The following is a 22586-nucleotide window of genomic DNA, read 5'->3' as shown; positions in this document are numbered from 1 at the left end:
ATTAAGAAATAGGTTTCGTCTTTTTCCCTAGATAGTGAAGCCGCTCTTCTGTAGGGAGCTTCTCTATCGAATAGCGCAACATGGTACGAGGCATAACATGGGCGTAGCGATTGAGGAAATCTCGAAGAAGATCAAGCCTTTTCTTCCCCACCTCACGCAGCATCCAGCCCACAGCTTTGTGCATAAGATCATGAGGATGATGCAATAGTTCTTCAGCAAGACAAAGGGTCTCTTGGCAGTCCCCCTCACGGATAAATGCCCAAGTAGAGACAACGGCAATGCGCTGCTCCCACATATTAGAGCTACGGGCAAGCTGATAGAGAGGTGAGCGATCGCGTCGGAGCAGATGGGCTCCCACTATTTTATAGGCACTTAGGTCTACCAAATCCCAATTGTTAATTCCCGGAGTATGCTCGAGGTAAAAGTTATACACCGCCTCAGGCTCCCGTTTGTATTTCTCCACCAAAGTAAGAAGAGCTGCAAGGCGACATTCGTGCCAAGGGCTGGCGAGTAGCTCTTCGAGATCCTGCCAATTCACTTTCTCTTTGTAGGCCTTACTTACGGAGCGCACCTCGGGTACCGTTACCCCCAAGAAGCGGTCGCCTTCGCCATACTCGCCCGGCTGGCATTTGAAAAATCGGCTCAAGTCTCGTGCTTTCTCCTCTCCACCTCGAGCGCGGAGTTGCTCAAAAATCTCGTTCGCAATGGTCATTTTTCTGAGGGATTGGGTAGGTAGAGATCAGGAATGCAGCCATAAGGCTCATAGCAATAAGGTATTGACTTAAGCAGGTAATCACCTCAATAAGCATGACAACCAGCATAATCACCACATAGATAAGGGCGGCATAGTTGCGGCTGCGCAGGGCATATCTTAGGTAGGAAATGAATATCACGACCCAAAGCAATAGGCTTATAATCCCCCCCTCTACGTAGCACAAAAGATATTGATTGTGGAAGTGTGTGGCATACTCTCCCTGATAGAAAGGAGAGATAAGAGCCTTAGCAGAGCCTAGTCCATAGCCCCAAAGGGGGTTCTCTTTTAGATACATGATGGCCGTCTCGAAGAGGTTAAGGCGGTGCTCATCTATGAGGTATTTCAAGGCCGATGGATAGCACAAAAAGAGAAGAAGAGCAGCCACCACGATAATAGGGAGTAGGAGCAAAATTCGCTTCTTCTGAGTACCTTTTTGTGGGAAGACAAGGGTCGTAAAAAAGTAGAGAAGCCCAAGGGAAAAAGCTCCGCACAAGACTAACATCAAAATCCTACTTTGGAATATGAACACGAAGAGGAGGAACCCCACAAGAGACCCCACTAAAAGGTTTCTGATCTCGGGCAGACGCTCTTTCTCCAGCAGCCAGTAGAGAATGGGGGCTAGCATGATAAAGCCCAGGTAGGTGTAGTGTTGGAAGCCAAAAAGAGAACCCAAAAAGAGCGTCCCCATCGGCGTCCCATTAAACACAAAATACATCTTTTCAAGCCCAAAGGCTGCCCCCAGAGAGGTATCAGTAGCCCAACATACCACTACATAAATCGCTACAATGCTGAGGAGGTAGAGGTAGCTAATACGTAGGGCATAGTGCATAAAGACGCGTATATCACGAGGATGCGGAGGATACATCAGCAGTAGGAAAATCGAGGGTAGTAGGCTGGCTTCGCGTATCCACCACTCCAGAGAAACAGCACGATTGGGAGACCAAAGGAGGGTGCAAAGGTCGTACAATAAGAAAATCCCAATGGCAAGGATATAGCCACGAGGTTGCCACGAGGGGCGTTCGCCCAGGCGTACAGCACGAGCGATATAGAGCACCATCCCCACAAGAAATGGAGCTATCGTACCTATAACGCTGGGGATAACACCAAATAAAAGGTTGGCATACCCTAGCACCCAGCAGGCAATGGCACCCTGGCGTAGCCGCTCGCTTCCCTCCTCGTGCCTAAGGTGCGAGAGGAAAGATTTCCCTTGTGATGTACGCGGATAGAGAATGGTAATGAGAAAAGCTACCACTAGTGCGACATAGAGGGGGGGACCTAAAGGTTTGAGCCCTCCCACCAGATTGAAGACAATCAGAGGGCGAATCTCCTCAGCAACCAGGGGATAGCACGCAAAAACAATCCCCCAAACGAGAAGGGGAAGTAGAAGGAGTAAAAACCATTGCTGCCCTTTGTAGGATACTTTCTCGTTCAGCTCCGTTATGCGTTTAGCTTCTTCCATAAAATTAGGAGGGCTCTTTCTCTCAGGATATTTGACCCTAAGAAAGGGCTCCCAACACCGGAACAAAAGTACTGCATTCCTCCGTAATACATAAAATCTAGAGAGGGAGATAGGAGAGCAACCCACAGACACCCCAAAAGGGAGATAAAACAAATAGACAGAAGGCAGAAGGAATGAAATACAATTCGAAAGCCCACTCTTCAAGAAAACATCAAAAGTACACATCAAGCATATCTATTTAGAATTTTATTTATACCTTTACAAGCGAAGGGAATCAATAAAAGAAAGAGCATCAAGTTGTCTCCAACACTTTCTCACATGTATCAGAAGCATTAAACACTTATTGGCATTATGAAAAAACTAAACACACTGACCTTGTTACTATCTGTAGTCCTTCTTCATGCCTGCACACCAAAGACAGAATGGGATAAAGCGAAATGGCATAAATATGCTATTGAATCCTATTACGTACCAAATTATGTTTATGTAGCGAAAGCAGAAAGGTCAGAAGACCTTTCTAAACTCTATTGGAATCTTTGGTTCAGTCGTTCTGAAGAATCCTCTATCACGGAGAAGACAAATAAAGAATTGTTTGAAAAGATAGCACGAGAGCATGGCGAAACGGGAGTAGGATTTTATGCCTTTCCTCCCATGTTACCATGTCTATATGGAGTCCAAAAGATTGAGGTTGCAGGCTACAATAAAGAGAATGAGACCTCACTCTCTCACATCATCTTTCTTTCGAGTTATAGTATTGAACCATTCATCCAAAGAGGATATAAAACGGATTTTCATGGGATATGGACCCCTATAGATCTATCTTTGGAGAGTATTATCAACTATGATTATTTCCCATTCCCAACAAAGGGACATGGATTTCTTCTCTCCTGCGACAAGAATAACATAGAAGGTAAGTTCGATCGGGTAGAGGTGCGTGTGACCCTCAAAGACGGCAAAACACTCCGCACCGACATGCCGCTGTAGACAGCGGCGAGGCTCTCTGTAACACACTGTAAAAACGAAGAGAAAGGGGTTCGAGACAAGGCTAGAGTATTCCAAGTCTTACCGAGATTTAGGAGTACCTCCGAGGGGAATCGAACCCCTATCTAAAGTTTAGGAAACTTCTATTCTATCCGTTGAACTACAGAGGCAAACTACTCAGCAAAAGAGAGGAAAGAGACCTCCTCCTTGCCATACTTAGGGCAAAAGTAGCGAATTATCAGCGATTGACCGATAGTTTACGCTACCTTTGCACCAAAGTTATTAGAGACTAAAGTATGCAAGAGAAAATCCTCATCCTCGACTTTGGATCCCAGACGACTCAATTGATCGGGAGACGCATCCGCGACCTCAACACCTACTGCGAAATTGTACCCTACAACAAGCTACCTGAGGGGCTAGAGGGAGTGCGCGGCATTATACTATCGGGTAGTCCCTACTCAGTATATGACCCCAAAGCCTTTAAGACCACCCTTTCTACACTGCGTGGGCGCTGCCCTCTCCTTGGCATCTGCTACGGAGCGCAGAGTCTCGTCTATCAAGCCGGAGGGATGGTAGAGCCGGGGGCAACTCGAGAGTACGGCCCCGCTAAACTAGAACTTACCGCCCCAGAAGATCCCCTCCTCAAGGGGATGACCAAAGGCAACACAGTATGGATGAGCCATGGGGATACCATCACCCGACTCCCCGAGGGCTTCCGCGCCATAGCGCGCACACCTGAGGTGGAGAATGCCGCCTTCCGCATCGAAGGGGAAGAGACTTGGGGCGTACAATTCCATCCCGAAGCCTTCCACAGCGAAGAGGGTACCAAGCTACTTGCCAACTTTATTGACATCGTGGGGATTGGGGGCAACTGGTCGCCAGACGCCTTTATCGAGCGCACCGTAGCAGAGCTGCGTGAGCAACTCCAAAACGACAAAGTACTCCTCGCCCTCAGTGGCGGCGTGGATAGTTCGGTAGTGGCTGTGCTCCTAAACAAAGCAATCGGGCGCAACCTCACCTGTATATTTGTGGATCATGGTTTGCTAAGAAAAGACGAGGCAACCCAAGTGATGCAAGACTACCGCCACCTCGGTCTCAACGTAATTGGTGTAGATGCTCACGAGCAATTCTATAACGCCCTAGCCGGAGTAACCGACCCCGAGCAGAAGAGAAAAATCATCGGCAAGGGCTTCATCGATGTATTCGAAGCCGAAGCTACCAAAATAAAGGATGTGAAATGGCTCGGTCAGGGGACTATCTATCCCGACATTATTGAGTCTATCAACATTACGGGTATGGTCATCAAGAGCCACCACAACGTGGGAGGTCTCCCCGAGCGTATGAAGCTCAAGCTCGTAGAGCCTATCCGTGCCCTTTTCAAAGACGAAGTGCGCCGTGTGGGTCGTGCCCTCGGCATGCAAGCCCACCTTTTGGAGCGCCACCCCTTCCCCGGACCCGGGCTAGGGATCCGCATCCTAGGGGAAATCACCCCCGAGAAAGTACGTATCCTACAAGAAGCGGATGCTATCTACATGAACGAAATGCGCCGCCAAGGCCTCTACAACGAGGTGTGGCAAGCCGGAGCCATCCTACTACCTGTGAAGAGTGTAGGGGTGATGGGAGACGAGCGCACCTACGAGTACACCGTTGCCCTACGCGCCGTAACGAGTGTAGATGCCATGAGCGCAGACTGGAGCCGACTCCCCTACGAGTTTTTGGCAAAAGTCTCCAACGAGATCATCAACAAGGTGAAGGGGGTTAATCGCGTTGTGTACGATATCTCCTCCAAGCCACCCAGCACCATTGAGTGGGAATAACCCAACAATTTTCTAAAAACGACTAAACGCCTCCTAGGGAGCAAGGTATAGACAGAGATGAGATCTACCCCATACCTTCCTCCTTAGGGCTTGTTTCGCTACCCATTCTCTTCGCATCTACAAGGTCTCAACGAGAGCAACCCTATTCTAAAAGACAATATCAAGAGCCTCTCTCTTCTCCCATGAAGAGGGGAATAAATGGTACTAATCCAATAGAGAAAACCAATGTCTACTTATCAACCCGAAGACTCCCGCAAAGTAACAACGCACCGACTACGAGAGATGAAAGAGCGTGGAGAAAAAATCGCTATGCTCACGGCCTACGACTTCACCATGGCTACCCTTGTAGATAGTGCCGGCATGGATGTAATACTGGTAGGGGACTCTGCCTCCAACATTATGGCGGGCAACACCACCACCCTCCCCATTACTCTTGATCAGATGATCTACCATGGGAAGTCTGTAATGAAGGCGGTAAAGCGGGCATTGGTCGTAGTGGATCTCCCCTTCGGATCGTACCAAGGTAACCCGATGCAGGCGCTAGACTCTGCCATCAAGGTGATGAAGATCACCCATGCGGATGCCATCAAAGTAGAAGGGGGGAGCGAGATTAGCGAATCCATCCAGCGCATCCTCTCGGCAGGGATCCCCGTAATGGGGCACCTCGGTCTCACCCCTCAATCTATCAATAAATTCGGCTCCTACAACGTACGAGCTCGGGAAGAAGCAGAAGCCAAGAAGCTAATAGCCGATGCCCACTTGCTCGAGGAGCTAGGATGCTTTGCCATCGTTTTGGAAAAAATCCCTGCCACCCTTGCAGAGCGTGTAGCAAGCGAACTCTCCATTCCCATCATTGGGATCGGTGCCGGAGGCAACGTAGACGGACAAGTACTCGTGCTGCACGACATGTTGGGGCTGAACGAGGGATTCCGCCCCCGCTTCCTACGCCTCTACGCCGAGATGGGGCAAGCCGTGCGCACCTCTGTAGCGCAATACATTACGGATGTGAAGACAAGAGACTTCCCCAACAGCGAGGAGCAATACTAGTCTCAACCCAACGCAAGCAAAACACGTACTAAGGTGGGCAATACAGAGCACCTCCAACGACGAGACATTTCGTTTGTTTCGTTTATTGCCATACTCGAGTTTGCGCTCGCACTAGCGGCACCTAGTAGCGGCGACTCCCTCCACGGAGGCGTTGCCGCACCTGCTTGGTACACCTTTTACGTAAACAAACTTTTTGCGGGTCTACCCCTCCTGCTCTCCCTCTCGGGCTATCTCTGGAGCGTTCGAGGCGAGACGCCATCTCCCCTCCGCAAGCGAGGCTCCCTGCTCTTAGGCAAAGCCGATCGCCTGCTCTACCCCTATTGGCTCTTTACCACCATCCTTTACTTTGTGGCTGTTGGCCTGCCCAATTATCTAGCCGGGAGCTGTCCCTTTACGAGCTATACCCAATGGGTGCTCTTCCCCCGCACCCAAAGCATCGGTTATCTGTGGATTTTGCCTGCCCTCTTTTGGTTGCACGGCATCACCCTTTTACTCCCGAAGCAACTCAGCCTTAGGCAAGCCATAATCGCTTATGGGGTAGGACTCGGGCTCTATGCCCTAGGGGGGCTCTTCGAAATTGAGGCGCATCAAGATCCTCTTGCCCTAGCCTGGACCATAAAGAACGCCCACTTTTTCATTCTCGGAGCCTTGATGCAGAAGATTTATTGTAGGGGCGTGCCGGGTCGTGTTACGATCATGGCCCTACTGCTTTTCCATGCGGTGCTGGTGGCGCGCATCCTGACGCCCTACAAGCAACCTTGGATCCTTCTTTTTACGCTTCCCTACTTTACCTTCCTACTCGTCATTATCTACGGAGCCAGCTCTAAGGTGGGCAAATGGATCGAACGCCCTCTATGGCGAGATCTTGCACGCTTTTGCTACCCCATCATCCTACTGATGCTCTTCAACGTGCTCGCCTTTAGACTTTGGATTTTCCCCTTAACCTCGGGCAGCACTTGGGCTATTAACCTAGCCATGATCGCCTCTTTTGTCTCCAACCTGCTCCTGCCGCTTCTTTTCGCACGCCTACTCCATCGCTACCTCCCTCGCTCTTGGCGCACCACTTTTGGCTTCCCTGCCCAGAGGTTCTCCTAGTAGCAAGAGTTATGTATCTTTGCCTGCGTATGAATCGATTTGCGCATATCGTCCTATGCTTGTTGCTCACAAGCCTCGTGGCATGGGGGGCTCGTGCCCAAAAGTTCTTCCCCTCTACCATGCTCGATGGGCGTGTCAATGCCTTACAAATCAAGCCTACCCCCGAGCGCAGGGAGTGGACTCCCTTCCCCTACTATACCCTAGGGGGAAACGAGGGGCTACGCATCTCTTTCGACCTCCTAGACGACGAACCGCACACCCTTCGCTACCAACTGCAACACTGCGATAGCGAGTGGAATCCATCCGAACTTGCCCGCACCGAATTCCAATCAGGCTACTCCGAAGGCGAATTCCCTCCCTCCATCCCCTCCTCTCTTACCAAAGTCTCTTACCGGCACTACTCACTCACGCTATCCCAAGCGAGTTCTCCTCATCCCATTCTATCGGGCAATTACCTCCTGACTGTTTACGATGCCATGGAGCCGGAACGGCCTCTCGTGCAAGCGGCATTCGCTGTGGTAGAGCCCCTTGCCACCCTCGTAGGGAATGTAGATAAGGCTTGGGGCGTAGACCCTCATAAGCAACACTTGGAAGTAAATGTGGGGATAGGGCATTTGGGAGGAAGCACCTCCGACCTGGACTTTACGCTGGTTGCGGCTCAGAATAGCCGACGCGACAATGTCCTATGGGTTCTCCGCCCCTCTTTTAGAGGGCTGGACCGTCTCGAATATCGGCGCGAACTTCTCGCCTTTGAGGCGGGCAACGAATACCATGCCATGGAGTACCTAAGTCCCCAGATCCCTTCCCTTGGGGTAGAACGCTCCGCCGTGGAGCCTGAGGCGAATAGGCTTATTCTCTACACCAACTACAACCGATCCCTAAGCGACTTCCATAGTACCGACCAAGGAGCCATGGGGCAGTATGTAATCCGCTCTCGCAATCTTGATGGAGATATTGCCACGGCTACGGATTATTATAGAGTCTGCTTCCGACTCGAAAGCGAGCCTCTAGCCGATGGGCTGCAACCCATCCTCGAAGGCGAAGCATTCGACTATCTCCCCTACGAAGAGCGTCTCCTACACTACTCCAGCCAAGAGGGAGCCTATACCGCAGAGCTACTTCTCAAAGGGGGCTACCTATCCTACCTCTACCTCGCAGCAAAAGACGAGGAGAGCCGCCCCTACACGGCCCAGGCCATTGAGGGCAATCACTACCCCACTCACAACCAATATACGCTATTTGTGTACTACCATCCCTTAGGGGCTCGGTACCACAGACTCGTAGGGGTTACTCAGTGTCACTAAATAAGCATAGCAGCAAAATATTCTCTATGGATGCTCTAACTCGTACTATCTACACGGCCATGCGCCCCCGTCTCGCCGCTATCCATCATTACTATCCTCAGCGAGCCGAGGAACTACAACACCGTCAATGGCAACGCGTCATGCGCTGCCTCCGTGCCACGGAGTACGGATGGGAGACACGGGCTGCCGCAGTCTCCACGCCTGAGCAGTACGCCTCCATCGTGCCTCTTGTGCAGTACGAAGACTTACGAGGATACACAGATCGCATGATCCAGGGCGAGAGCAACGTGCTCGTACGTGGGGGATGCAATCGCTTTGCCGTCTCTAGTGGCACCTCGGGAGGGCGCAGTAAATATATCCCTGTGAACCCGTTACATCTACAGATGTGCCACTTCAAAGGGGGATCGGATGCCCTCTGGCTCTACCTAGCCACCCGACCCGACAGCCGTTTTTTCAGGACAAAGGGCCTTGTACTCGGAGGAAGCCAAAAGCCCACTCCCCTCACACCCGATATTTCTAGGGGAGACTTGAGTTCGATTCTCATCGAACAAATGCCACGCTTAGGCAGCGCCATACGAGTTCCCTCCAAAGAAACCCTCCTCCTTGAGGATTGGATGGAGAAAATCCCTGCCATCATAGCCGAAACAAGAGACGCTAACGTAGGGAGCCTCTCGGGCGTCCCCTCTTGGATGCTTACCCTCATCAAACGACTACTTGAAGACACCAAGGCGGATAACCTAAGCGAAGTATGGAGCGAATTGGAGGTCTTCTTCCACGGAGGAATCAGCTTTACCCCCTATCGAGAGGAGTACAAACGCCTCATCCCCTCGCCGCGCATGCAGTATAGAGAGACCTACAACGCCTCCGAAGGGTTCTTTGGGATCCAAGACGACCCCAACGACCCCGCCATGCTGCTAATGCTCGACTATGGCATTTATTACGAGTTCATTCCACTGGCAGAGCTAGACGCGCCCGACCCGAAAGCCATCCCCCTCGTAGAGGTGGAACTGGGCAAAACCTACGCTCTTGTGATCAGTTCTCTTGGGGGATTGTATCGTTACATCCTCGGGGATACCGTCCGATTTACCCAACGCGACCCCTATAAATTCATCATTGCCGGGCGCACCACTAGCTATATCAATGCCTTTGGAGAGGAACTCATGGTATGCAATGCTGACGAAGCCCTCGCTCGGGTAAGTAGCGAACAGCAGGCTACCATTACCGAATACACCGCAGCTCCCTACTTCGATGCCTCTACGGGCAAAGGTCGGCACGACTGGCTTATCGAGTTCGACCAAGCCCCTCAAGATCTCACTCTATTTGCCCAACGCCTGCACGAAGAGTTGCGCAAAATAAACTCCGACTACGAAGCCAAGAGCAGTCCGGGTATGACCCTGCAACCCCTACAGATCCGTGCAGTACCCAAGGGCACCTTCGCCCGCTATCTGCGAGAGAAGGGAAAGATGGGAGGACAAAACAAGATACCTCGGCTACGCAACGAGCGTGAGCTATACAACTCCATCCTGCAACTCTCCGGCCTAGCCTAACCAGGCAGAAAAAGCGTTCTACGGAGAGGGGAAAAGAACCGAGGCTGATTTTCGTTCCGATTCTGGCTAGAATTTTCGGATTTCTAGGCCGGAAAGTGGGAGAGAAATTGCCCAAAATATTTTTCAATTTAGCCCTGTACTTTTTTGCTTACAGGGCTATTTTTTTGTCCGTTTGGCAGTAAGAAAGATTCAGCCAGAGCCGTAGGCAATATCCCCCTGGCTGTGGTTTGACTTGGCAAGGGGCAAGAGATTAGCCCGGAGCAGGCCTCCTCCATGGCAAGCCCTCTCGGCACAAAGAGGCGCTTCCCTTGCATATTCCCTTAGCTGTAAAGGTATCGTATTCACGGAGAAAGGCTATCTTTGTATCGTAATATATAGTGTGCACAATGAAACATCGCAGTATACAACACGCCCTCAGCTCCGCACTTGGGTTGCTCACATTCCTCTTTGCCTCAAGCTGTATCAGCAACAAGGAAATCCAAAACCCGGAGCTTACCACGGTACAAGTATCGAGTTTTGTACTCGCCTCCAAGGCCAATCCTGACCTTGAGAAAGTCTTCTTTTCTATCGATCATGCAGAGGGAAAGATCTACAATGCTCACCCACTCCCCTATGGCACCGAGATCGATTCGGTAAAAATCTCGGTCGGGATACAAAACCTGGCTACCTTTAAGTTGCTCATCGATGGGAAAGAACTTGAGCGTAGTGCTGCGGACTCTATCTACCTTCGCGACCGCTGGGACAAGGAGATCACGGTAGAGGTCACCAATACAGAAAAAGGGCTAAAGAAGAGCTATACGGTACAGATCCAGAAGCAACTAAACAACCCTGACTCGTATTATTGGATGCCCGTTATTACAGGTCAACTCCCTGACCTAAGCGGCAAGGAGACCATCTTCTGCCGGTCAGACAAGGATCTCTACATCTTTGCTTCTCAGGGAGGGAACACACAGCTCTATCACGCCCCCACCAATACCCTCGTATGGGAAGAGGTGACAACAGGGCTATCGGGTAAGGCTGTGACAAGTGCCGTTGCCTCTCCAGAAGGCGTGCTCTATGCTATTCTGGGCGAGGCTCCTCACCAAACTTGCATTGTGAGCCTAGACGGAGGGAAGCAATGGCTCGAAGAAAATCGCTACAATAATGGTAGCATACTGCTTGGTGCTTTCACAGAACGTGGGCGGACCCATCCTACTCTTTGCATGATAGAGCAAGACCCCTCAGGCAAAAACTACTTCGCATGCCTCCCCGGCAACGGGGTATACAAGCGAGGTGAAGAGGTACCGGAAGACTTCCCCATGAGCGGACGCAGCACAGCCCTCTTTGAGGTGGCTCACCATCCCCTCCTCGTCTTGGTAGGTGCAAAAACAGCTAGTGGCAAGCCATCTCGCCTCACCTGGACTACGACAACCGGTCTCGATTGGCTCACACCCACGCCTCAAGGCGACAAGGACCTACTCCCGCCTTTTGAGGGGGCAGAGGCTCCACTTCTCATCTCAACATCGAGCAACAAGGGACTACTTTACTGCGTCTATCCGGCTAGCCACACTCCTCAGCGAGGGGCTACAATTTACAGCTCCAAAGACCAAGGAGTCACATGGACGGTGCGTAATTCCGCCCTCATGCTACCTCACGAAACACTCCCCTTTGGAGGATATGGAAAACTCTTTGGGTTCGCACAAGAAGAATTAATTTTCTTCCTCTTTGGCGGGAAGAAGGCCGATGGTTCACTCGACCGCACCATTTGGGAAGGGAGGTCTTCCATCTTAAACTAAAAACAGCCCCCTCTCAATGCAGAAGTTTTGCACAAACAGATCGGAGGGAAATAGGCTCTCTCACTATCCTTGGTGGCTCTTGTTGCTCATCTTGGGCGGGATACATTCTGCCCTTAATGCGCAAGAGTATCGCTTAGAATTGGGAGGGATTGCTTCGGTTAATAGCTACCTAGGCGACGCCAATCGGGTAATTCCTTTTGCATCCGTAGGTGGAGGAGTGGGGGCACAAATGCGCTATAATCACAATTTCCGCTTTACCTTCTCGGGAGACCTTACCTACAACTACCTCCATGGCAATAGCCAGATACGGGACCAAGTCTTCCCCCAACAAACAACACGAGTCCACTTTGCGGCTCAAGCCCTATTGCTCTCCCTTAGAGGGGAGTACAACTTCTTTGCGTACAGCGATAAGTACCCATTTCTCCACACACGTAGGTGGAGTCCCTACCTTGCTCTTGGGCTATCCGTGGGGGCCGCTTTTGGCAAAGACGCTTACACATTCCTGCCGGGGATAGAGGGAGCGCTCGGCATCAAATATAAAATAGCGAATCGCCTCAATCTCATTGCCTCCCTCGGAGGGCGACAGTTTTTCACCGACAAACTGGATGCTCTCAGTACTGAATCCTCGTTTCTTAGCAACCCCTACCGCCTTAAATCGTCTTGGTATAAAGGAGGAGATGGAATGCTGCTTATAACCCTGGGGGTCACGTACGAATTTTCGTCCCGAGGCTCTTCTTGCAACATAAATGAGCAAATTGCACGATAATAACGGATCCAATATGCCTTGCGAGGCAGTACCCAAGCACGTTGCCATCATCATGGACGGTAACGGCCGTTGGGCTACAGCGCAAGGGAAAGATCGCTCCTACGGTCATGTAGAGGGAGTAGCCGCCCTCCGACGCACCGTAGCCGCCGCCGCCCAAGCAGGCATTGAGACGCTAACGGTCTACGCCTTCAGTTCGGAAAATTGGGCACGCCCAACGGCTGAGGTGGATGCCCTTATGGCTCTTATGGCACAGAGCTTGGAGTACTATGCCCCTGAGTTTGCCTCAGAGGGAGTGCGCATCCTTGCCATTGGCGACCTCCATCGCCTGCCCGAGAGTACGCGCCAAGCCGTGGAGCGCACCATGGAGCAAACAGCGCACAACAGCACTATTACGCTCGTTGTATGTCTCAGCTACTCCTCCAAATGGGAGCTAAACCAGGCAGTCCGCACCTTGGTTCAAGACATAGCCTCGGGCAAGATCTCTCCAAAAGATCTATCGGGAGACGAACCGCTGGCTCCCTATCTCACCACCTACGGCATACCCGATCCCGACCTCCTCATCCGCACAGGCGGCGAGTTCCGTATCAGCAATTTCCTCCTCTACCAAATAGCCTATTCTGAGCTCTACTTCTGCCCGACCCTCTGGCCGGACTTTGGAGAAGAAGAGCTGCAAAAGGCACTCTACGAATTCTCTCAACGTCACAGACGGTTCGGACTCGTAGAGGGACAAGCCCCCATTCATCTCAACGAAAACAAAGTAACATCGGCAGCAAATGCAGCCCCTCAAGATACTCTATGATGCGTAAATTCCTAGTTCAGATCCTGCTCCTATCGGGGCTATCTCTCCTATCTTCTCAGCTCCGGGCTCAATCAGTAACACCTGAGTCTCCGCAAAATGATAAGGTAGAGATAAACTATGCACGCCCCACAAACTATCGGATTGCCGACATTGCGATAAAGGGAGGAGAGGGCTACGACAATGCCGTACTCATCAGCCTCTCCGGGCTCAATGTAGGTGACCTTGTAGAGGTGCCCGGCATTGCCTTTAGCGATGCTGTACGCCGCTTTATGCGCAATGGTTACTTCGACAACGCCCGCATCGTAGCAAAGAAAATAGAAGGCAATCAGATCTGGATCGAAATCCAACTCAAGCAACGCCCCAAGATCTCAGAGGTTACCTTTACCGGAGTTACCAAGAGCGAACGCAAAGACCTAGAGGAGCGTACCGGCCTCCGTGCAGAGATGCAACTCACCCCCAATATCATTGACCGCACCAAACAACTCGTAAAGAAATACTTCGACGAGAAGGGCTACAGCGATATGACCGTAGAGGTAGAACAGAAAAACGACCTCTCGAAACAAAATCACACCCTCGTTACGGTGGTTATTGATAAGAAGAGTAAAATCAAAGTAAGTGAGATCGAATTCGTTGGCAACAAGGAGCTAAACAACAGCACCCTACGTGCCGCTATGAAAAAGACCAACGAGACCTTCTCTCTTGGGAAGGGACGCGCATGGTCCAGCATTCTCGAGATCTTCAGTCAGAAAAAATTCATCGAAAAGGACTACAAAGAAGACCTCAACAACCTCTTGACTCGCTACCACGAAGCAGGGTATCGCGATGCCGAGATTCTCTCCGACACTATCGTAAAAGACCCCCAGAATCCCAAGCGCATCAAAATCCGAATCAAGCTGGACGAAGGGAAGAAATACTACATCAAAAACCTTCGATTTGTAGGGAATACAAAGTATCCCACAGACTTCCTCAACGCCATGCTAGGCATCAAACCGGGGGAAGTCTACAACCAAAAGAGACTCGAGAACAGACTCTCTGTAGACGAAGATGCTGTGGCCAACCTCTACTACAACAACGGCTACATCTTTGCCCACATAGACCCCATAGAAACAGGCATTGTGGGGGGAGACTCTGTTAATCTAGACCTCCGAATCACCGAAGGCCCCCAAGCCACCATCAGCAAAGTACTCATCAAGGGGAACGACCTCGTGTACGAAAACGTGATCCGCCGCGAGCTTTACACCAAGCCCGGCAAGCTCTTTAGTAAAGAGGACTTGATGAACTCCTACATGGCGCTCAACCAGCTCAATCAATTCGACCCGGAGAAGAGTGTCCCCAAGCCTGTGCCCAACACTCAAGACGGGACCGTGGATATTGAGTACAACTTAGAGCCGAAACGAAGTGACAAATTCGAAATGTCGCTGGGTTGGAGCCAGGCCGGACTTATTGCAAGTGTAGGGCTTAGCTTCACCAACTTCTCTATGCACAACCTGTTCCACCCCAGCATGTACAAGGGGATCATTCCTCAGGGGGATGGACAGACCCTTTCGATCAATGTCTCCACCAACGGTCGCTATTACCAGCAATACGGCCTCACCTTCATCGACCCCTGGTTTGGCGGCAAACGACCCAACTACTTCACGGCAAGTATCTTCTACTCTCGCCAAACGGCCCTCGACACCCGCTTCTACAACAATAGAATCTCATCTCAAGCTGGGGCCTACAACCCCTACTATGGATATGGAGGATACGGCTACGGTGGTTACGGTGGCTATGGCGGTTACGGAAGCGGCTACGGATATGACGGCAGCGCCCTCATGGAAAAGGCCTATAACCCCAACCAATCGCTCTCTATCTTAGGGGGTACCATCGGTTATGGTAAGCGCCTCAATTGGCCCGATAACTGGTTTATGCTCTATGCCTCTCTCAACTATAATTACTACCACCTCAACGACTGGGTGTACGACACATTTGAGGGATTCCACAACGGCTCTGCCAACGATATAAACCTACAACTTCGGTTCTCTCGCTCTTCGCTCGACAACCCCGTCTACACACGCCGCGGGTCTGAGTTCTCGCTGAGCGTAACGGCAACGCCTCCCTACTCTCTCTTCGACAAGGTCGATTATTCAGATCCCAGACTCTCTGCCAACAAGCGCTATAAGTTTGTAGAATACCACAAGTGGCGTTTTACCGGACGCGTATTTACACCCCTTGCCAACCCTCAGACGGTACAATACACGCCCGTACTGATGAATCGCCTCGACCTCGGTATTCTTGGCTCGTATAACCCCTACAAGCGCTCACCCTTCGGCACTTACTACATGGGGGGTGACGGTATGAGTGGCTATGTGGGCGGCTACATGAACGAGACCATCGGGCTACGTGGGTACAAAAACGGGACCATTGCGGGTAGCAACTACGACTACGCCACCGCCTTTATGCGTCTCACCACCGAGCTTCGTATGCCGATCATCTTCCAAGGTCAGACCAATATCTGGGGCCTCGCCTTCCTAGAAGCCGGGAATGCCTGGACAAATATCTCCGACCTCAACCCCTTCAATCTGAAAAGATCTGCCGGGCTGGGCATCCGCATCACCCTACCGATGGTGGGGCTCCTAGGCATCGACTGGGGATACGGGTTCGACCGCCCCAACAACAGCACCGAGCGTGGGGGCAGCAATGTACACTTCGTGCTTAACAAAGAGTTCTAATAACGTATAGCAAATAAACCCAAGCCCTATTTCGGACTCCAACAGAATATAAATACATATAAGCCTAATTGACATGAAACGACTAGTAATCACCCTCCTCTTTGCAGCAGCAACCACGCTGTCTGCATTCGCCCAAAAGTATGCTCTTGTAGACATGGAGTACATCCTCAAAAACATCCCTAACTATGAGATGATGAACGAGCAACTCGAGTCTGTCTCCAAGAAGTGGCAACAAGAAGTTCAGAAGGTACAGACCGAAGCCGAGACCCTCTACAAAAAATATCAGAAGGACCTCGTATTCCTCTCTGCGGCTCAAAAGAAGACTCGCGAAGACGAGATCGTAAAGAAAGAGCAAGCAGCAGCCGAATTGCAAACGAAGTATTTCGGCCCCGAAGGTGAGCTATACAAGAAGCGCAACGAGATGATGAAACCCATCCAAGATGAGATATGGGAAGCCATCAAAGAGATCGCAAAAGCCAACAGCTTCCAGCTCGTTCTTGATAGAGGCACCTCCGGCATTATCTATGCCAACCCCGGTATCGACATCAGCGATCAGGTACTCAAAAAGATGGGATACAGCAAGTAACCTAAGACAGCAACCCACCCAACAGTATAAAATCAATATTTTAATCATTCAACAATATTCTCAGTATGAAGAAAATTATCATCAGCTTGGTGGTGGCTCTCTGCCCCCTAGCACTCGTGGCTCAGCAAAAGATCGCCATGGTAAACACGCAAGAGATCATGGCAGCTCTGCCCGAGACTACAGCAGCTCAGACGCGCCTCCAAGAACTTGATGCCAAGTACACGCAAGAAGTTCAGAAGATGCAACAAGAGTATACCACCAAGGTGGAAAACTTCACCAAGGAGCAAAATTCGCTCTCCGAAGCTATCCGCAAGAGCCGTCAGCAGGAGCTTGTAGACATGCAAAACCGCATCCAACAATCTATGCAGGTAATGCAGCAAGACCTCCAAAAGCAACAGGAAACACTTCTTGCTCCTATCCAACAAAAAGTGCTCGATGCCATTAAAAAGGCTGGCGACGAAGCCGGTTGCACCTATGTACTAGAGTATGGAGCATTCCTCCACGCCGGTAAGGATGCCATCGACCTCACAGCCAAAGTACGTGCACGTCTCGGCATAAAATAATTCTCCAATAGAACAAAATGGAACCTGCCTAGCCTTCCTCTTCGGGGGTTGCCTAGGTGGGTTTTTCTTTTCCCCTTCTGATGGAACACAAGCTCCTCACCCTCTTACTCTCGCTGGTCTGTGTGGCTCCTAGTGCCGCGCTCCCGCTATTAAAAGTCCGCCCTCAATCTTCACAAGAAGATAAGGGCTCTATTGACCGTAAAATGGAAGCCGCAGGACTTGTGGATGTATGTAGTCTGGCGCCCGAGATCCGGCTCGACCTCCGCTACGCCACAACGCAAAACTTTACGAAGCAACAACTCTACAAGGGACTCTCCAGAGCCTATTTCCAACCCAAATTCGCCCAACGTATTGCAGAGGCGCAACGCCTACTAAGCAAGGAGCACCCAGGGTATCACTTTGTCATTTTTGATGCTTCACGCCCCATAAGTATGCAGCGGAGTATGTATGCCGTTGTGCGCAATACGCCTCTCAAGGTTTACGTAGCCAATGGCGATCGTGGGGGCCGACACAATTATGGCGTAGCCGCAGATCTCTCCATTGCCGATGCCGAGGGCACTTTGCTCGATATGGGTACCGACTTCGATTTCTTTGGAGAGGAGGCCCACACGGACCAAGAGGCTCGACTCGTTAAGGAAGGCAAAATAACCAAAGAAGCACAGCGCAACCGAGAGCTCTTACGCTCTGTAATGGACCGTGTTGGGCTTCGTTGCTATACACGAGAATGGTGGCACTTCCAGGAAAAGATAGATATGCCGGAGGTGCGCAAACGCTACAAGATATTGGACTTCTAGTCCTATTTACCCCCCTCATTTCGATGCTTACTCTAGAAGAAATAGAGCATATAATGGATCTCGCAAAAGGCGAGTGGCGAGACAAATCCCCCGACCGGATCCTTTTCGGGAAGTCTTCCCTTTCGCCCGCTCTTCGCCAACATCTGGCCCTACAGATCACCTACCGCGAAAAGATCGCCCGCAAATACCCCTCTCTTTCTTCATTGGGCATCTTTTTGCCCGAGGGCATCACCTACGAACAAAGCTCCGGCGAAGCAACGGCACGCTACAAAGCAGATACGTTTGCACCCAGCCCCTTTTTGGTTGATGGCACTGGGGGATTAGGGATTGACTTCTCACACCTTGCAAGGAGAGCCCAACGCGCCCTCTACCTAGAGCGAAACGAGGATTTTGCCACGGCTGCCCACTACAACATCCCCCGTCTTATGGGCGAGAGCTACTCCCAAGAGCGAGTGGAGATCCAACAGGCCTCCCTATTAGACGAGTTGGAGCAACTGGTACAAAGGGGTATGGAAATGCTCTATTTCGATCCGGCACGACGCGCTCAGGGCGGAGCTCGCACCTACGCACTTGCCGATACCGAACCCTCCCCTATTGAAGTCTGCCACACGCTACAAAGGCTAGACTATCAAGGGCGAATCCTCATCAAAGTCTCTCCGATGGAGGACATTAAAGAGGTATTGCGGCAACTCCCCTCCGTACAAGAGGTACACATTGTGCAGAGTGGCGACGAAGTAAAGGAGCTACTACTCTACATTCCCCATCTATCGTCCCCAAGCGAGACAACTCCGCCCTCTCTTATTGCGGTGCAGCTATGCCCGGAGGGGCTCGTAGTAACCCAATTTTGTGCAACTCCGGATGGAGAAAGCGAACAACCCCCTCACTTTGCCTCAGCCCTAGGGCACTATCTACTACTCCCAGGGGCTGCCCTACAAAAGAGTGGCCTCTACCACTCTATCGGCATAGCCTATCACGCCCTCCCTCTACACCCGAATAGCCACATCTATACCACGGATCAAAAGCCCGACCACTTCCTTGGAAAATGCTATGAAGTTGTGCGCATAATACCCGCTAAATCCAGCGAATTAAAACGATTGAATCAAGTGTACCCCGAGGCGGACTTCTCGCAACGCAATTTCCCCCTCAAGCCTGTTGATTTTTACAAGAAAACGAAGATTCGCCCCGGCAGTAGTCACCGACTGATCGGTACCACCCTGCTATCCGGAGAGAGCGTAATTATCGAAGTACGCTAGCGGCGCTCCGAAAAGAAGCTACGCAAAAGGTCTGCGGCCTCCTCTCCAAAGGGCCCCTGCTCAATAATAGCACGAGGATGCGGAGCCTTAGGGGCTAATACATGAAAACCGGCCTTGGGGTCGGAGGCGGCATACACAATCCGCGACACTTGCGCCCATCGCAGGGCTCCCATACACATCACGCAGGGTTCGAGCGTAACGTACAGTGTACAATCCGTCAGGTACTTAGCCCCCAGATTTTCCGTTGCTGCCGTGATGGCAAGGATTTCGGCGTGCGCCGTGGGGTCTTGCAATTGCTCCACATGGTTACGCCCACGCCCTACAATTCTGCCCTGATAGACCACAACAGCGCCAATAGGCACCTCTCCCGCCTCTTTGGCTAGATAGGCCTCATCTAGCGCGGCACGCATGCCGCGCTCGTCTTCTGTCCGGATGCTTTTCCCTTGTTCCATGGAACGAAGGTACTACATCTCAGCCTGATTTATATCGCTCTGCCTCAAAAGGAGCGCCAGCAATGGGGGCTCCCTCCCCTCTTTAAGGAAAGGGTCTCCATACTCTCACGAAGCGGTCCAATCGGCTCTACCTGAAAAAAGCTCCGAACTAGGGTAATAAATTTTTATTTTTCAGGCAGAAATAGGACAACAAACCAGCCTATTTCCCAGCCATTTTAGGGCAGATTCTTCCGCAGAATTGGCTAAAAAAAGGAAATCCCTAGGCGGGCCCCAAAAAGAAAGGGGCGACAGGTCGAAACCCATCACCCCTTGTTTTGAATTGTCACGTTCGAAAAGAGCGTGAGACAAGGATCTTATTTCTTAGCCGCTTTCCTAGCTGCAGCTTCCTTGTTCTTGCCGCAGCAAGCCTTACCGGACTTAGCGCAATCCTTGTCTGCGGTACAAGGCTTACCATCCTTCATCGTAGAGCAGCAATTGGCTTTCTTTTCGGTTGCCTTCTTACCGGCAGCACAAGCCTTTTCTTCCTTGCAGCACTTGCCGTCCTTCTTGTCAGAGGAGCAAGCAGCCAACTTGTCGCCGCACTTCTTTTCCTTGCCACACTGGCCGTCCTTCTTGTCAGAAGAGCAAGCAGCCGACTTTTCGCCATTCATTTTGCCCTTGGAGCACTCTTCTTTTTTAGCGCAAGACTGATCTTTCTTGTGAGGACAATTGCCACCATTAGCAGCACCCATTTGGTCGCGAGGTTCGCCCTTAACAAGGTTAAGTTCCTTGATAAGGTGAGGCATCTTAGCCCACTTGTCAATCATAAAGAGTACATAACGGATATCTACACTAATGGTACGTTGGAGGTCAGGTTCGAACTCAATGTCACCACTCATAGCTTCCCAGTTACCATCGAAAGCAAGACCGATCAACTCGCCATTACCGTTGAAGACAGGGCTACCAGAGTTACCACCGGTGATATCGTTGTCTGAGAGGAAGCAGAGACGGAGGTGACCACCAACTCCATACTGACCAAAGTCTTTGCTACGGAGGAGAGAGAGGATCTCGGGTTGTACGGCAAATTCGCTACTGGTAGGATCTTGCTTTTCGAATACTCCTTGTTCCGTTGTGTAGTAGTTGTACCAAACACCATCTTTGGGAGCATATCCCTTGATAGAGCCGTAGCTCATACGCATCGTAAAGTTAGCATCCGAAGGCATCTGACGGTTGGGGTCCATGATGCGAGAGGCTGCGAAGTATTCACGCTTACCCTTTTCGATATTTACCATTACATCCTCAGCCTTGCCTTGTGCCTGCAGAATAGCGGGGAGTACGCTGTTGAAGAGAGCAATAGCGGGGTCGTTGTCCAAAACCTTCTTCTGCTTGTCGGCAGGGAGGCTGAGGAAGTCTTTTACCTTATCAGCATAGGGTACGATACTCTTCTCGAATACGTACTGAGCATACTTTTCTGTGCTACCCTTGAACTTCTTATCGATGAACTTGAAGATATCGGGCTGACAATCTGCACTTACACGCTGACGTACAATGTTGAGCATGGCGGGGAGTACCTTAACGTCGAGAGAGGGGAGGTAGTCTTTATAGAGGTCGTCGAGACGGGCCTTATACTTAGGCATGTCTGCAGCCTGAATGCGGGTTACAGAATTCACATCACGAGCCAAACGAACGATTTCCGTTCCGCCCCAGAGTGTCTCGTATAGATAGTTAATGTCTTTGGAGATAGCAGCACTCTTAGCATAATCCTCCTTGAGACCGGGAAGGATATGACCGTAGGTACTTTGAGAATTATTCTTGGCAATCCATGCTTCGAAAGCCTTTTCTTCGGCACGCTTACGGTTTACTACATCGAGGTTTTTGAGGCCACGATTCATCCCGATAGAGTTCTTCCAATAGTTAGAGCTCTGGGCATACTTGCTAGCATATTTGATGCGTGTTGCCTGGTCAGCTTCCATAGCTTCCTTCCAGATAGCTTGCTTGATACCACGCACCTCAATACGGGGAGAGTTCTCGTTGTTTATCACGTCCTCTACCCCCCAAGATGTAAGATAACGGTTTGTGCTTCCGGGGAAACCGATAGTCATAGCATAGTCACCCTCACGATAGCCGTTGAGAGAAACGGGAGCATACGAAATAGGCTTGTAGGGCTTGTTGTTTTGGCTGTAAAGTGCAGGATTATTGTTGGCGTCAGCATACACACGGAAGACGCTAAAGTCGCCCGTATGACGTGTCCACATCCAGTTGTCGGTATCACCACCGAACTTACCTACAGAGCTGGGAGGAGCCATTACAAGACGCACGTCTTGGAATACATTGTACACAACTACATAGTACTTGTTGCCTGCATAGTAGGGAGTAACTTCACCTACAATAGTAGACCCCTTGGTGTACTCTGCATTGATCTTTTGGCTCAACTCTTCGATGATCTGAAGACGCTCCATTTCGCTCTTGGCACCCTTTACGGCAGCTTCGATACGGGGAGTTACGTCTACGATCTCACGGAGATAGCGAACACTAAGGCCCGGGATCGGAAGTTCTTCGGCATGATTATTAGAGCGGAAGCCATCACGGAGGTAGTCGTGATCTACTGTACTTTGGCTCTGGATAGCACCAAAACCACAGTGGTGATTGGTGAAGATAAGACCTTCGTTAGATACTGTAATACCGGTACAGCCCCCACCAAAAATTACGACAGCACTTGCCACACTGGGCTGACCAGGGCTATAGAGTTGCTCAGGAGACAACTTAAAGCCAAGCTCCTTCATGCGTTCGTAGTTCTGCTGATTGAGCTCATTGAGTAGCCACATCCCCTTGTCTGCCATCGCCGTTGTGCCGATGCCACAGAGAAGAGCTACTGAGAGTAGAATTCTTTTTAGCTTCATGAGA

17 protein-coding genes, 1 tRNA gene and 1 pseudogene are annotated in these 22586 nt (G+C 50.9%); 14 read left to right on the top strand and 5 right to left on the bottom strand.

Going from position 1 to position 22586, the window contains the following annotated elements; all coding sequences use genetic code 11:
• Position 1 precedes the first annotated feature (1 nt).
• Positions 2 to 712, bottom strand: a complete 711-nt coding sequence (locus tag Q0090_RS07475) for a DNA alkylation repair protein (RefSeq protein ID WP_297949292.1) — start codon at positions 710 to 712, stop codon at positions 2 to 4.
• Positions 687 to 2213: an O-antigen ligase family protein gene (locus Q0090_RS07470; RefSeq protein ID WP_297949291.1), complete on the bottom strand. Its 1527-nt coding sequence runs from the start codon at positions 2211 to 2213 to the stop codon at positions 687 to 689. The genes Q0090_RS07475 and Q0090_RS07470 overlap by 26 nt, the downstream gene beginning before the upstream one ends.
• Positions 2214 to 2564: 351 nt before the next feature.
• Here Q0090_RS07470 and Q0090_RS07465 point away from each other — a divergent pair, with 351 nt between their 5' ends.
• Entirely contained in the window at positions 2565 to 3197 is a 633-nt protein-coding gene (locus Q0090_RS07465) for a hypothetical protein (protein ID WP_297949289.1), read from the top strand.
• A 95-nt stretch (positions 3198 to 3292) separates the two neighbouring features.
• Here Q0090_RS07465 and Q0090_RS07460 read toward each other — a convergent pair.
• Positions 3293 to 3364, bottom strand: a tRNA-Arg gene (locus tag Q0090_RS07460).
• 126 nt (positions 3365 to 3490) lie between these two features.
• Here Q0090_RS07460 and guaA point away from each other — a divergent pair.
• The 13 genes from guaA to Q0090_RS07395 all read left to right on the top strand — a co-directional run bounded on the left by guaA (position 3491) and on the right by Q0090_RS07395 (position 19251).
• Positions 3491 to 5011 (top strand): glutamine-hydrolyzing GMP synthase, encoded by a 1521-nt coding sequence (guaA, locus tag Q0090_RS07455; RefSeq protein ID WP_297949287.1) that lies wholly within the window; start codon positions 3491 to 3493, stop codon positions 5009 to 5011.
• A 225-nt stretch (positions 5012 to 5236) separates the two neighbouring features.
• Positions 5237 to 6058: a 3-methyl-2-oxobutanoate hydroxymethyltransferase gene (gene panB, locus Q0090_RS07450; protein ID WP_297949285.1), complete on the top strand. Its 822-nt coding sequence runs from the start codon at positions 5237 to 5239 to the stop codon at positions 6056 to 6058.
• A gap of 33 nt (positions 6059 to 6091) precedes the next feature.
• Positions 6092 to 7153: a hypothetical protein gene (locus Q0090_RS07445; RefSeq protein WP_297949283.1), complete on the top strand. Its 1062-nt coding sequence runs from the start codon at positions 6092 to 6094 to the stop codon at positions 7151 to 7153.
• 29 nt (positions 7154 to 7182) lie between these two features.
• Entirely contained in the window at positions 7183 to 8457 is a 1275-nt protein-coding gene (locus tag Q0090_RS07440) for a type IX secretion system plug protein domain-containing protein (RefSeq protein WP_297949281.1), read from the top strand.
• Between the two features lie 26 nt (positions 8458 to 8483).
• Positions 8484 to 10004, top strand: a complete 1521-nt coding sequence (locus Q0090_RS07435) for a GH3 auxin-responsive promoter family protein (RefSeq protein ID WP_297949279.1) — start codon at positions 8484 to 8486, stop codon at positions 10002 to 10004.
• A 386-nt stretch (positions 10005 to 10390) separates the two neighbouring features.
• Positions 10391 to 11779, top strand: a complete 1389-nt coding sequence (locus tag Q0090_RS07430) for a DUF6242 domain-containing protein (protein WP_297949278.1) — start codon at positions 10391 to 10393, stop codon at positions 11777 to 11779.
• 16 nt (positions 11780 to 11795) lie between these two features.
• Positions 11796 to 12545, top strand: coding sequence for a hypothetical protein (locus Q0090_RS07425; protein WP_297949276.1), 750 nt, complete (start codon positions 11796 to 11798; stop codon positions 12543 to 12545).
• Positions 12546 to 12558: 13 nt separating this feature from the next.
• Entirely contained in the window at positions 12559 to 13344 is a 786-nt protein-coding gene (gene uppS / locus Q0090_RS07420; protein WP_297949419.1) for a polyprenyl diphosphate synthase, read from the top strand.
• Positions 13344 to 16055 carry a POTRA domain-containing protein gene (locus tag Q0090_RS07415; protein WP_297949417.1) on the top strand — a complete coding sequence of 904 codons (2712 nt, stop codon included), beginning with the start codon at positions 13344 to 13346 and terminating at the stop codon, positions 16053 to 16055. Before uppS ends, Q0090_RS07415 begins: the two co-directional genes overlap by 1 nt.
• Before the next feature lie 73 nt (positions 16056 to 16128).
• Positions 16129 to 16641: an OmpH family outer membrane protein gene (locus Q0090_RS07410; protein WP_297949274.1), complete on the top strand. Its 513-nt coding sequence runs from the start codon at positions 16129 to 16131 to the stop codon at positions 16639 to 16641.
• A gap of 65 nt (positions 16642 to 16706) precedes the next feature.
• Positions 16707 to 17204, top strand: coding sequence for an OmpH family outer membrane protein (locus Q0090_RS07405; protein ID WP_297949272.1), 498 nt, complete (start codon positions 16707 to 16709; stop codon positions 17202 to 17204).
• An 80-nt stretch (positions 17205 to 17284) separates the two neighbouring features.
• Positions 17285 to 17998 carry a M15 family metallopeptidase gene (locus Q0090_RS07400; protein ID WP_297949270.1) on the top strand — a complete coding sequence of 238 codons (714 nt, stop codon included), beginning with the start codon at positions 17285 to 17287 and terminating at the stop codon, positions 17996 to 17998.
• Positions 17999 to 18051: 53 nt separating this feature from the next.
• A complete protein-coding gene (locus Q0090_RS07395) occupies positions 18052 to 19251 on the top strand; it encodes a hypothetical protein (protein WP_297949268.1) in 1200 nt (399 codons plus the stop codon).
• Here the strand turns inward: Q0090_RS07395 and Q0090_RS07390 are convergent.
• Positions 19248 to 19703 (bottom strand): nucleoside deaminase, encoded by a 456-nt coding sequence (locus Q0090_RS07390; RefSeq protein WP_297949266.1) that lies wholly within the window; start codon positions 19701 to 19703, stop codon positions 19248 to 19250. The two genes, Q0090_RS07395 and Q0090_RS07390, sit on opposite strands and share 4 nt — an antisense overlap.
• Before the next feature lie 749 nt (positions 19704 to 20452).
• Positions 20453 to 22582 (bottom strand): annotated as a pseudogene (locus Q0090_RS07385) (S46 family peptidase); the annotation flags it as partial.
• Between the last annotated feature and the right edge of the window lie 4 nt (positions 22583 to 22586).

The sequence above is a fragment of the uncultured Porphyromonas sp. genome (assembly GCF_938023125.1).
GTDB lineage: Bacteria > Bacteroidota > Bacteroidia > Bacteroidales > Porphyromonadaceae > Porphyromonas.
Note: the sequence above shows the minus strand (reverse complement) of the source record. Positions and strands in the feature narration are given on the sequence as shown.